Consider the following 13,249-nt stretch of genomic DNA (forward strand, 5'->3'; position numbering starts at 1 on the left):
GGCTATTCCTCCAAAGCAAAAAATTCTTCTTTATTAATAGATACAAAGCGAACCTGATCGCCAGGTAAAATTAACGTTGGAGGGTCCGCATAAACATCAAAAAGTTGTAAGGGGGTTCTACCGATAATTTGCCATCCCCCAGGAGACTCAAGGGGATAAATGCCAGTTTGACCGCCTGCAATACCGACTGAACCACGAGGTATTTTTAAGCGAGGTACATTTTTGCGGGGTGTAGAAAGGCTTTTATTCATTCCACCTAGGAAAGGGAAACCTGGTGAAAACCCTAAGAAATAAACATGGTATATATTTGCACAATGGATGTCGATCACTTCTTGGATTGTTTTCTTATTATGCATAGCAACAATCTTGAGATCTAGGGAAAAGGGCTCTTCATAACAAACAGGAATCTCTACTGTTTTATTATGATTGACGGAATGATGTATTGAGAAAGAAATGTTTTTTACCGCTTTTTTTACCGTATCATATGGAAAAGAAGTTCCAACCGCCACCGCATCGTAAAAAATGGTCAGAGTGGTATATGCGGGAACAGCTTCAATAAATCCTGGAAAAGGATGTGCTTCAAGCGTTAGCCGCCACTTGAGTATGAAGCGATTTTTCTCCAAATTCATCCCTTCGCCAAAATCGACGATCAACCCCTGGTCACCAAGAGGAGAAAAAGTGATGCTTTCCATTGTCTCACCCTCCTTAAGGAATCTAATAATGTAATCGTATCATTTTGTGAAAACTTTTTATACTCAGGAGAAACGTCCAGTTTAAAAAGCGGAGAAAAAAGAGATGCCCCACATCACATGGTCATCTCGTCTTTGCAGAATAGAGCTGAGTCCTAAATAAACAAGCTAAGAATCAAAACGATGGCTAGTCCAACAATAGAATTTGTGAATAAGAGTAGACCCCATGTTTTAAATGTTTCTTTAATGGATAAATTAAAGTATTCTTTAAACAGCCAGAAAGATGCATCGTTTACATGTGTAATGGTGTTACTACCTGCAGCTGTTGCCAATACCATTAATACAGGATTCACATCGAAAGTATGAATTAGCGGACCAACAATTCCAGCAGCTGTAATGGCAGATACAACGCCTGTACCAGTGGCAATCCGAATCATAGCTGTAATCAGCCAAGCCATAATTAATGGAGAAATGCTTGTATTTTGCATCATTGTTGCGATGTAGTCACCAACACCTGTATCTAAGATGATTTGTTTGAAGGCACCACCAGCACCAACAATAAAGATAATCATTGCAATGCCTTCAATTGCGCCTGAGAAAGAGTTCATAATTTCCGGCATTGTGCGTCCGACACGAAGACCAAATACGTAAATGGCTACTATGACAGCTAGAATCATACTAATTTCAGCGCTTCCAAAAAAGTTAACGATTTGATGACTCATCGTGCCTTCTTCGACAAAAACATTTAAAATAGTAGCAGCGGTAATGGTAATTGCCGGAATTAATGGAACGAGTAAACTAACGGCAAAGCCTGGCATTTCTTCCTCTGTAAACTCTTTTGATTTTTTTAATAGAGGTGGTATTGGTCGATCTAAATTTCGTAATAATCTAGGTAAGATAATACCGGCACAAATAACAGCAGGGATAGTGACGACAAGCCCTAAGATATAAACCATACCCATATCAGCACCGTATGCTGCAACAAGTGCAACAGGACCAGGTTGCGGTGGGAAAATACTATGTGCCATGGTAGCGGATGCAACCATTGTAATGCCAAGGCGCAAATAGGGAATTTTGGCTTCGACAGCAATACTGATCACCAAAGGAGCCAAAATGATAAAGGCAACTTCATAAAAAACAGAAATACCAAAGATGAAACCGACGATCAAGATCGCCCATTCAACATTCTTTACACCAAATTTGCTTAATAAGGTTGTTGCTACACGTTGAGCAGCACCAGAATCGACCATTAATTTACCTAAGACAGCCCCTAGACCGATAATGATCGCTAAGCTTCCTAGCGTACTGCCAAGCCCTGACTTTATCGAGCTGATGACATCAGTTAATTGCAAGCCATTTAAGATACCCACTAATATTGCGACAATTAAGAGGGAGAGAACACTGTTAAGCTTCACCTTCATGTTCAAGAAGAGAAGCAAAGCGACTCCAAGTGCTACCCAAATAATTGGCAGTGAATTTGTAATCCAATCCATGTTTAGTTCCTCCTGATGATAGTTTGCATCCATTGAAGCCTTTTCATTTCGATATTAAAAAGTTTACTAGCCAATGAAGGCGCTTTTACTAATTTGATTGGTAAACAAACTAATTGTTTACTAGCCATATATTACAAGTATAAAAAATAAAGTCAATCAAAAAAAGGAAAATAAAACTATTGAGAACAGAGGGAATAATAAATTAATTTGATCTTTAAAAAAAGGAGCCCCACTCAGGGCACCTCTGTGTTTACATGACAGAAATATAAACTATTCCTAGTATAACAGCAAGTACAATTCGATATATTGCAAAAGGTAATAATTTGATTCGGCTAATCAACGCCAAGAAAAAGCGGATAGATAGCCATGAAAATAAAAAGGCACTGATGAAACCAACAGAGAAAAATGGAATAAGGTCAGTCGTTAAAAGATCCATTTTTTTGATTAATGATACAGCACTTGCTCCGAACATAATTGGCACAGCCATAATAAAAGTAAAGTCTGCAGCAGCGCGGTATTTCAGTCCCATTAATACACCGCCTGAAATCGTTGCACCTGAACGAGAAAATCCTGGCCATAAAGCGATACATTGGAATAAACCAATTAAGAAGGCTTGCTTATATGTAACTTCATCTAAGGAATCACCTTCATAATGATAATTTTGTTTTTCGGCGCGTTTTGTTTTCCAATCAGCTAAAATCATGAGGAATGAACCAGCTATTAATGCAACAAGAACCCATTCCACTGTGAAAAGATGTTTATCAATGAAGTCTTCAAATGTGAAACCAAGTATTGCTGCTGGCAATAGCCCTACAATAACATGTGTCAATTTTAACCGTGATTCAGATGAAGCAGATTTTTGCGATTTACCAACGTTTAACCCGACTAAGCTCCAAAGACGTGACCAGAAAACAATCACAACTGCCATGATCGAACCTAGTTGGATGACAACTTTAAAGGTATTAGCAATTTCGGGCGAACCTAAAATGTCTTTTGATTTTAATAACATATCGTCGACAATAATCATATGTCCTGTTGAAGAAACAGGAGCGAACTCTGTTAATCCTTCTACGACTCCTAAAATTAAAGCGACAATTAAATCCCAAATGTTCATAATTATAAATTCCCCACTTTCACTTTAAGTTCCTATTTTACATTTATTTATAAGAAAAGAAAAGAGATTGTCCATTCGAACTACTTGAAAAACATCCACATAAGTATAGACGTATTCATTTCACTCGGCACTACATTTTGAAGAAAAAATAATTGTATAAGTTGAGCCAATTAGTTTACTAAAAAAACAAAATTTCTAAACTGGTACTCTCTCAGTGATGTAGATTTATCGAATTTGAAAAAAAAGTTTTTAGTATTATGAAGATGAGAAATCATATAGTATAATATATTTTATAATAGTCTATCCAGGAATATTCGGGGTGGACAAATTTAAATCACAGGAGGTGTACACCTTTCTTTGAAAGGTGAACCATTTGGACATAGTCAGTTTACTCTTTATTGCAGTATTGATTGCTTTAACCGCATTTTTCGTTGCGACGGAATTTGCTATCGTCAAGATTAGAAGCTCGCGGATTGATCAGCTAGTGGAAGAAGGAAAGCCCGGGGCAAAAGCAGCCAAGCATGTGGTAACGCACATGGATGAATACTTATCAGCTTGTCAGCTAGGAATTACAGTTACAGCACTTGGAATTGGTTGGCTAGGCGAGCCAGCTATAAAAAGTCTGATTGATCCTCTGCTTGACAGATTCGGATTTGATGCATCTCTGTCACACATCGTTTCGATTGCTATTGCATTCTTGATCATTACATTCTTGCACGTCGTAGTTGGGGAATTGGCACCTAAAACTGTGGCAATTCAAAAAGCCGAGGCTGTTACTTTGTCTTTTGCAAAACCAATTATTTGGTTTTATAGAATTTTGTTTCCATTTATTTGGGCGTTGAATGGATCTGCCCGTTTACTGGTAAGAATGTTTGGGCTTAAATCTGTATCAGAGCATGAGGTATCCCACTCGGAAGAGGAGCTTCGTATTATCATGTCTGATAGCTATAAAAGTGGTGAAATCAATCAAGCCGAATTGACATATGTAAACAACATCTTTAAGTTTGATGACCGGATCGCCAAAGAAATCATGGTTCCGAGAACGAAAATGATCTCCCTTTCTACTGAAGAGGATATTGAAGATTGGATGCTTGTAATTAAAAAGGAAAAATTTACTCGCTATCCCGTCTATGAAGGTGACAAAGATAATATTATTGGGATCATTAACATAAAAGACATATTAATGGCGCAAATAAAGGATGCCGAACCGGAGTCTGATATGAAAGTCACTGGCTTTCTTAAGCCGGTAATTCTCGTCATTGATACGATTCCCATTCATGATCTTTTATTAAAAATGCAAAAAGAGCATACTCATATGGCAGTTTTGCTTGATGAGTATGGTGGTACATCAGGACTAGTTACTGTAGAAGATATCATTGAAGAAATTGTCGGGGAGATCCGCGATGAATTTGATTCAGATGAAGTGGCTGATGTGACAAAAATTACGGATGATCATTATACATTCAGTGGAAAGGTACTTATCCATGAGGTGAATGATTTAATCAATACAGAATTATCTGATGAAGAGGTCGATACGCTTGGTGGCTGGATTTTATCGCAGAATTTTGATGTTGTTGAAGGAGAAAGTATTTACTCCGATGGATTTGTATTTACCGTGAAAGAGATGGATGGGCATCAAATTCAAATTATTGATGTTCAAAAAGATGAGATTCTCCAAGAACCAATTGAGGTAGAAGCATAAATAAAATGAATGCATAAAACGCACCTTTTTTCCTGGGTGCGTTTTTGATTATTCAAAAGTTATAATTTAAACACCGGTTGTATCCTCGCATGTAAATGATTTCTATTTTAAAAAATGATATTAACGTATTTTTACCACAAGAAACGCTTAAAGGAAAAATACATATAAAGAATTAGAAGGTATTTCGATTAAAGAATCCTCGACAAATTTTTATCCCAAAAGCGGATAGCAGAGAAAAAGTGTATGAGATTATTCCATGACTCGATTAGAAGCATTCTCAGTGCTTTTTATGAAAAAAAAGTATAAGATGATATGGATGGAAGGCAAAGAACATTATAAGAACCTGTCCAATACCTTTCTGTAGTTCTTGAGTTATCCGTGAAACGAATGATAAAGCGTTTTAGATATTATTTTATATTATGGGGGAGACCCCTTGAATGAAGGGAATGGAGATAAAATGGAAGACCGTCTATTTAGAACGGCCATGGGGAAATTTGCAACGGGTGTTACTGTCATTACTACGGAAATAGAAGACAAAGTGCATGGAATGACAGCAAATGCATTTGTATCGGTTTCACTAAATCCGAAGCTAATACTAGTTTCTATTGGAGAAAAAGCTTCGATGAACTCTCTCATTAAAGAAGCCGGCTCCTTTGCCGTCAGTATTTTAAATGAAGATCAAGAAGACTTATCTGCTTACTTTGCAGGACAAATCAAAGAGGAGAGAACGGTTGCATTCGAAACTTTTAATGGTCTGCCTGTTATAAAAGATGCATTGGCTAATGTGACTTGTACCGTGCAAAATTCTGTCATTGCTGGCGATCATACCTTGTATATTGGTGAAGTCACTGATTTACGCGTACAGGATGGAGAACCACTTGCATTCTTCGAAGGAAAATATAAAAAAATCACATAATGAAATCCCGTCTACTTCAAAGCTATATTGAGGCAGGCGGGATATTTTATTGGACTATCGTGAAGGTAACGCTGATTGCGTTTTTTATAGGAATAAGTATTAGCCTTAATATAAAGACCTCCAAGGATATGGCGCTCGCCAAGCATCCTGAGAGGTTTTTCTTATTTCTTGATTTTTCTCTTTGGATCCTTTGGAAGGAGTACTAAACCTAACTCCTTTTTCTCTTTTGTTAAAGCTTTATAAAGGGAGAGCATCATTAGAATGATAATGATGGAAAAAGGAAATGCGGCAATAATGAGCGCATTTTGCAATGCCTGTAAACCACCACTATATAAGAGAATTGCTGCCATTGCTGCAAGAATTGCCCCCCAAGTTAATTTCACTTTGTTTGAAGGGGTCAAGGAACCATAGGTTGTCTGCATCCCTAGGACGAATGTTGCTGAATCCGCTGATGTGATGAAAAAGGTGCCGATTAGAATAATCGCTACGATCGACATGACGGATGAATATGGCATCCCATTGAAAACAGCAAACAATACTTCCTCTGTGGCGAATTGCGTTAAATCAACGACACCAGTTTGCTGGACATTAATAGCCGCTGTTCCAAACGCAGCAAACCATATAAAGCTAACAACTACTGGTAGTAGTAATACACCAATCAAGAACTCGCGAATGGTTCGGCCTCTTGAAACACGGGCAATAAAAATTCCTACAAATGGGGACCAAGAAATCCACCATGCCCAGTAAAATATTGTCCAATCATTAATCCATTCCCGATGCTCAAGATCAAGTGGTGCTATTCGAAAGCTCATTCCAATTATATTTTGAATATATGCGCCGATCGTATCTGTGAACATATTTAATATAAGTAAGCTCGGCCCTAATATAAATACTAGTACTAAAAGTAATATGGCCAGAAACATGTTTGCATTACTCAAATATTTAATTCCTTTACTTAATCCCGACCAGGCAGACATGACAAATAAAATAGTCACGACAATGATAATAATTAACTGGACGGTAAAATTGTTTGGAATGCCAAATAAATAAGCTAGTCCTCCATTGATTTGCGCTGCACCAAATCCTAGTGTGGTGGCCACGCCAACAACAGTCGCGGTAACAGCAATGACATCGATTAAAGTCGCGACTCGACCTTGTGCATATTTTCCCAAAACAGGACGTAAAGTGGCACTAATTAACCCTGGTTCGCCTTTGCGAAAGTTGAAGTAGGCAAGACAAAGTCCCACAAGCGCATAAATTGCCCAAGCATGAATTCCCCAGTGGAAAAATGTGTATCTCATTGCCTCTTTTATTGCTTGATCTGTTCCAGGATCAGCAGTGGGAGGACTAGTAGCAAAATGAGAAATTGGTTCCGCTGCTCCAAAAAAAACAAGTCCAATTCCCATGCCAGCACTAAATAGCATAGCAAACCATGTTGGCCTAGAATAACTAGGTCTTTCATCGACTTTTCCCAATCTGATCGTTCCAACAGGGCTAAAAATAAGAAATACACAAAAGATAACAATGATTGTCACCAAAATTAAATAATACCAGCCAAATCTAGAAGTAACGAAGGACTGTATATTTGATGTAACCGCTTCAAAGTTGTTTGGTGCAGCTACACCAAAAATAACTGCAACCATTAAAATGGCTAATGAAATCCAAAAAACCTGTGATATATTTTTCATCATATCTCCTTTCATGTAATGAAGTTAGTACTGATTATTATTCATACGTTTTCCTTAACAGGAAGCAATAATATTAAAGTGCGTGTTCAAAACGGTGCCAAATTAGAAACAAGTAGTTCGAAGCGAGAAAGTTTTGAGGATCGGAACTCATACACGTGCTGACCTCTGAGTTGCTCACAGGATGTGAGCGTAACAGAGGATCCTCTATCCTTAACAGAGAATCCTAGAAATTCGTCGTTTATCATTTGGTGACTTTCAGATATAGTACTTAATACTTCCTCAATTTTATCAACTTCAAACGTTCTCTCTAAGGGAAATGTGGTTAAAAAGGGTATACCATCAATCTAGCATGACTAGCATCTCCACTACTTCAAAAAATGCCTCTTGTCCACTTTGTTCTTGATTTTGACTTTTGTACGCTAATTCCTTTTCGAATTTGAATTAGCCGAAATGATCTTTCTTTTTTATAGTTATAGTTTTCTTTAAAAAAGAAATTTTATCCGCAAGTAAATGATCCAAAGTGATATATTAAATAAAACGGTTACAAGTTTTGGGGGATTAAAAAGAATGAAAGCTAGGAATAGGAAGCAACCAATTACTGTAGAGACATTTGAAACAGGTATAGAGGATTGGAGATCAAGAGGTGATCGCTGTCAGTCAGTATCGATTCGTCGAACAGCTTACCCGGAACCCGTTCGCTTTGGTAATCATGCATTGGAACTTTCCTATGATTTTTCAAATACGATCGGCACTTCAGGGGCATATGCTTATCGGCATGCAGCAATCACAGTAGAAGATATCCCTTCGGCAATTGGTATGTGGGTGTATGGGGATGAGAGTAGGCATATGGTTCGTGCGCAAATGAGGGATGGTAATCAACATGCGTTTCAAATTAATTTTGTGGAAAAGATCGATTGGAAAGGGTGGAAGTTTGTTACTGCACCCATTCCGGAGGGGAAGGTTACACCTCTTGCGCTAGAAATCGCTGTAAGATTATTGGAAACGAATGATAAAAATAAAAATGCAGGGTCCATTTATATTGATGAAATTCAAGCTATTTATGGGGAAAATGATCAGGACGTGACGAATCCGCTGATTGCAGGAGAATACCCTTCCGACTGTGAAGTTGTAAATATAAGCGAATTTCCTATCCATGCGCGGGTAATAGATGAAGAAAGTGGCATTCATCCAGAAAGTATCAAATTATACGTTGACGGAGTAAAATTTGGTACTAGATTTAATGAAAAGTTAGGTGAAGTTATTAGCGATTCACACTTAACACTGTTGAATGGTATGCATCAGGTACAGCTGATTGTGCATGACCGGGCGGGAAATGAAAGTGAAAAGGTATGGCAATTTGAAGTCGATGCAAATCAGCCAGGAATAAAAGTACATTCCGAATCATCGGCTTATATAGGAGAACCATTTGAAATGATGTTTGAGGTAAATAAAACCGAAATTTTCGATACAATAAAGCTTCATTTCTATTTTAATCCTGAGGAAGTCGGGGCCAATCAAAAGAAGATCTTGCTACACGAGCAAATCACTCAACGCAATATTGTAAGAAATGAGATAACAGAAACTGGTCATATTTATCTGGAATTAAAAGACCTATATTATATTCAAACGGATTCAGCAATCAGTCAGTTAGGAAAAATAGATTTTTGTATGAAAAAAGTAATTACTGATAATACAAAGATAGGGTTTTTAGAGAGTCATGCAACATTACGAGAAAACTCGACAAAATTCGGGTGGTGCCTGGCACCAATTAAGGTGAAGGCAAAGGCTCATTATCGAATAGCTATCAATAGGGCGACGGTTGGGTTTGCTAGTAATATCATTGTGATGGATGAAATGGACATGCCTGTAAAAGGAGTACGAATTGTAAGTGGGGATAAGGATTTAGGCGTAACGAATGAAGGCGGTTTATTAAGAACAAAAGAGCTTGCCAAGACTGTGGGTGATTTAACAATTCAGGCGGAGCAAGGGGGCAAGTATAGTTTTTCGACAAAAGTGAAGGTACTAGATCAGCTTTGCTCACAGCAACCAACAATGTTGAACATAACTTTTAACGAAAATCCCACATATATGAATATAACATGGGCTACGTCCCCATTATTCACCAATTCTATTATTGAATATGTAAAAAAAGAGCAATACGCAAAGACTGGATTTTCTAGCACATCTGTGCAACGTTTATGTGGAGACAGTGAAGAATATGCTTTTGATACTGGCGAAATCCAGATGCACGCGGTATCAGTTACCTTGGAAGAAAATAACTGTTATGTATATCGTGTCGGTGATGGAACAGCTGGAGGCTGGAGTGAGATAAGTGAAATTTGCACACCAAAGGTGAAAGATGATTCGTTTCATTTTATCGTACTTGGAGACACGCAAGCACCCCCTAATCAAACGAAAAGCGGATATGGATTATTTAAAGAAATCATTAATAAAGCCAAAAGTGAATATAATGATCCAGCGTTTTTTGTGCATGTAGGTGACATGATAGATGATGGAAATCTGTATGCTCACTGGGGAGCTTTCTTCCGATCGATACAAGCGCCTGATTTGGCAATGTCGACACCACTTGTGCCAACCGTTGGTAATCATGAAAATATCGGGGCGGGGGTCGAAACGTTTAAAGCTGTCTTTAAAGTACCGAATAATGGACCCGATCATTTTTTAGGAACTGCATACATGTTTGACTATGGTAATGCATGTTTTGCGATACTTAATACGGAAACCAGTAGCGAAGAACTGATTGAACAGGCCAAATGGCTTACAACAATCATGAGTGAAACAAATAAAAAGTGGAAAATAGTCGTACAGCATCGCGGTCCTTATTTTTCAAATCCAGATAGCGGAAGTGAATATGTACAGCAAATTCTACCTCAAGTATTTGATCAATTGAACATAGACCTAGTAATTTCTGGACATGATCACTCATACGTACGAACATATCCGCTTAAAAATGGTGAAGTCAATAAAGCTGGAACAACTTATTTGATTGCCGGATCAACAGGGAAAAAGTTTTATGCTGCGACACCACAGCCATATATGAAAATATACTTTGATGAAAAAACCCAAGTATATACAAATATAGCGATTTCTAAAGAGAAGATTCACATACTTGTTAAAAAACTGGATGGTACAATAGTAGATCAATATAAATTAGAAAAGTGAACTCGTTTCAGCAAGCTAAATATCAGGGAATTGGTGGGAACCTTTAAACCTAAAAAAAGATCAAGGTCAATTAAATAAACTATATCGTCACAAGAAATACAATAGAAATTATTGCAAAGGAGAGGACGATCGATTAATGGTTTTTGAAAGTCAGAAAATACTACCTGCATTAAGGGATTTTAGACAATTTGAGCAACTAATGAAAAGTCCTTTTGAATATATTATTTTATTGGAAGTGAATATCGGAAATTTGAAGAACGTCATGCTAGAAGCAAGAAAGTATCATAAGAAAGTATTGGTTCATGCTGATTTAATTCAAGGTTTAAAGAATGATGATTATGCAGCTGATTATATTTGTAATGATATTAAGCCAGCGGGAATTATATCAACACGTTCAAATATGATCGTCAAAGCTAAAGCAAAAAAGATTATCGCCATTCAGAGAACATTTTTACTAGATACGATTGCGCTTGAAAAAAGCTACCAATTAATTGAACGAACAAAACCTGATTTTATTGAAGTATTACCAGGAGTGGTGCCACACTTGATTAAAGAAGTTCATGCAAAGACGAATATTCCAGTAATTGGTGGTGGTCTTATACGAACTGGGGAAGAAGTGGAGGCTGCGTTAGCAGCTGGCGCCAGTGCTGTAACAACTTCTCACCGTGAATTATGGGATGATTATAGTAAAATATGGAGGGAAAAAAATGACACAAAAATATATTTTAGCACTAGATCAAGGCACGACTAGTTCACGAGCCATTTTGTTTGATCAAAAAGGTAATATTTTTCATTCATCGCAAAAGGAATTTAATCAATACTTTCCTAAATCTGGCTGGGTAGAACATAATGCGAATGAAATTTGGAGTTCCATTTTAGCAGTGATTGCTGGTGTGTTATCAGAGAAAAGTATAGAACCCGAACAAATTGCTGGAATTGGCATTACGAATCAACGTGAAACGACTGTGGTTTGGGACAAAAATACCGGGAAGCCAATTTACAATGCGATTGTGTGGCAGTCCAGACAAACAACTGAGATATGCGAAGAATTAAATATAAAAGGATATAATGATATTTTCCGTGATAAGACTGGATTGTTGATTGACCCTTATTTTTCAGGAACAAAAGTGAAATGGATTTTGGATCATGTAGAAGGAGCGAGAGAAAAGGCGGAAAGAGGAGATTTATTGTTCGGTACGATAGATACGTGGCTAGTCTGGAAGCTATCAGGTGGAAAAGCGCATGTCACTGATTATACAAATGCGTCCAGAACACTTATGTACAATATCTATGATTTAACATGGGATGAAGAATTACTGGACATATTAGGAGTTCCAGCATCGATGCTGCCTGAAGTTAGGCCTTCTTCAGAAGTATACGCTCATACTGCCGATTACCATTTCTTTGGACATGCAGCACCAATTGCAGGTATCGCGGGGGACCAACATGCAGCATTGTTTGGTCAAGCGTGTTTTGAGAGTGGAATGGCAAAAAATACATATGGTACTGGTTGTTTTATGTTGATGAATACGGGAGAGAAAGCAGTCAAGTCCGAAAATGGATTATTAACAACGATTGCATGGGGGCTTGATGGCAAAGTTGAATACGCGCTTGAAGGAAGTATTTTCGTTGCAGGTTCGGCGATTCAATGGTTACGTGACGGACTCAGGATGTTTAAAGACTCGGCTGAAAGTGAAAAGTATGCGGCTCGTGCTGAATCGACGGACGGTGTGTATGTCGTTCCTGCGTTTGTTGGACTAGGGGCACCATACTGGGATAGTGATGTGAGGGGGGCAGTTTTCGGTCTCACGAGAGGGACATCAAAAGAGCAGTTTATTCGTGCCACTATAGAATCGCTCGCATTTCAAACGAAAGATGTGCTGGATGCGATGGAAGCAGATTCTGGTATTTCTCTAAAAACGCTGCGTGTTGATGGTGGGGCTGTAAAAAATGACTTCCTCATGCAGTTCCAAAGCGATATATTGGACGTTCCGGTAGAACGTCCCGTCATCAATGAAACAACTGCGCTTGGAGCTGCCTATCTGGCAGGACTTGCCACAGGGTTCTGGAAGGATCGTTCTGAGATTGCAAAGCATTGGGATATAGATCAATCTTTCAGTCCAGATATGGAAGCGGAACAGCGCGAAAAACTTTATCGAGGTTGGGAAAAAGCAGTAAAAGCTGCGATGGTATTTAAATAAATCAGTTAAGGTTGTCCCTAAGATGGGGCAACCTTTTAATGTGAAGGAATACCCGAAATGTGCAACTACTGTTATAACCGGACATTTCAATTTTAAGCTACAATCTAGTGCAATACTGTCAATTGCACGCAAATAAGCAAATTAGAAGCATTTTAATTAATCACAATTAATTCATAATATTGATAATGATTATCAATCCTTTATTGACAGTGCAATTGACCATGTTATAATTAAAATTGATAACAATGATAATCATTTTCAAT

General features: G+C 37.9%; 9 protein-coding genes. 5 read left to right on the forward strand and 4 right to left on the reverse strand.

Annotated features, from left to right (window positions below; genetic code table 11):
- Positions 1–2: 2 nt before the first annotated feature.
- From pxpB to MHB53_RS17990, 3 genes are all read right to left on the reverse strand, one after another.
- Positions 3–692 (reverse strand): 5-oxoprolinase subunit PxpB, encoded by a 690-nt coding sequence (gene pxpB, locus MHB53_RS17980; protein WP_340920942.1) that lies wholly within the window; start codon positions 690–692, stop codon positions 3–5.
- Between the two features lie 152 nt (positions 693–844).
- Positions 845–2,182, reverse strand: a complete 1,338-nt coding sequence (locus tag MHB53_RS17985; RefSeq protein WP_340920944.1) for a gluconate:H+ symporter — start codon at positions 2,180–2,182, stop codon at positions 845–847.
- A 250-nt stretch (positions 2,183–2,432) separates the two neighbouring features.
- Complete coding sequence (locus tag MHB53_RS17990; RefSeq protein ID WP_340920947.1) at positions 2,433–3,296, reverse strand: undecaprenyl-diphosphate phosphatase; 864 nt, start codon at positions 3,294–3,296, stop codon at positions 2,433–2,435.
- A gap of 373 nt (positions 3,297–3,669) precedes the next feature.
- Between MHB53_RS17990 and MHB53_RS17995 the strand changes: the two genes are divergently transcribed.
- Together MHB53_RS17995 and MHB53_RS18000 are read left to right on the forward strand one after the other, a co-directional pair.
- Positions 3,670–4,998: a hemolysin family protein gene (locus tag MHB53_RS17995; RefSeq protein ID WP_340920949.1), complete on the forward strand. Its 1,329-nt coding sequence runs from the start codon at positions 3,670–3,672 to the stop codon at positions 4,996–4,998.
- Between the two features lie 457 nt (positions 4,999–5,455).
- Positions 5,456–5,914 carry a flavin reductase family protein gene (locus MHB53_RS18000; protein WP_340924814.1) on the forward strand — a complete coding sequence of 153 codons (459 nt, stop codon included), beginning with the start codon at positions 5,456–5,458 and terminating at the stop codon, positions 5,912–5,914.
- 161 nt (positions 5,915–6,075) lie between these two features.
- Here MHB53_RS18000 and MHB53_RS18005 read toward each other — a convergent pair whose 3' ends face one another.
- Positions 6,076–7,602 carry a glycine betaine uptake BCCT transporter gene (locus MHB53_RS18005; protein ID WP_340920951.1) on the reverse strand — a complete coding sequence of 509 codons (1,527 nt, stop codon included), beginning with the start codon at positions 7,600–7,602 and terminating at the stop codon, positions 6,076–6,078.
- 567 nt (positions 7,603–8,169) lie between these two features.
- Here MHB53_RS18005 and MHB53_RS18010 point away from each other — a divergent pair.
- From MHB53_RS18010 to glpK, 3 genes are all read left to right on the forward strand, one after another.
- Positions 8,170–10,785: a metallophosphoesterase family protein gene (locus tag MHB53_RS18010; RefSeq protein WP_340920954.1), complete on the forward strand. Its 2,616-nt coding sequence runs from the start codon at positions 8,170–8,172 to the stop codon at positions 10,783–10,785.
- Between the two features lie 136 nt (positions 10,786–10,921).
- Positions 10,922–11,536, forward strand: a complete 615-nt coding sequence (locus MHB53_RS18015) for a glycerol-3-phosphate responsive antiterminator (protein ID WP_340920956.1) — start codon at positions 10,922–10,924, stop codon at positions 11,534–11,536.
- Positions 11,493–12,986 carry a glycerol kinase GlpK gene (gene glpK, locus MHB53_RS18020; RefSeq protein ID WP_340920958.1) on the forward strand — a complete coding sequence of 498 codons (1,494 nt, stop codon included), beginning with the start codon at positions 11,493–11,495 and terminating at the stop codon, positions 12,984–12,986. The genes MHB53_RS18015 and glpK overlap by 44 nt, the downstream gene beginning before the upstream one ends.
- The last annotated feature ends 263 nt before the right edge of the window (positions 12,987–13,249 follow it).

The sequence above is a fragment of the Bacillus sp. FSL K6-3431 genome, from assembly GCF_038002605.1.
Taxonomy (GTDB): domain Bacteria; phylum Bacillota; class Bacilli; order Bacillales; family Bacillaceae_C; genus Lederbergia.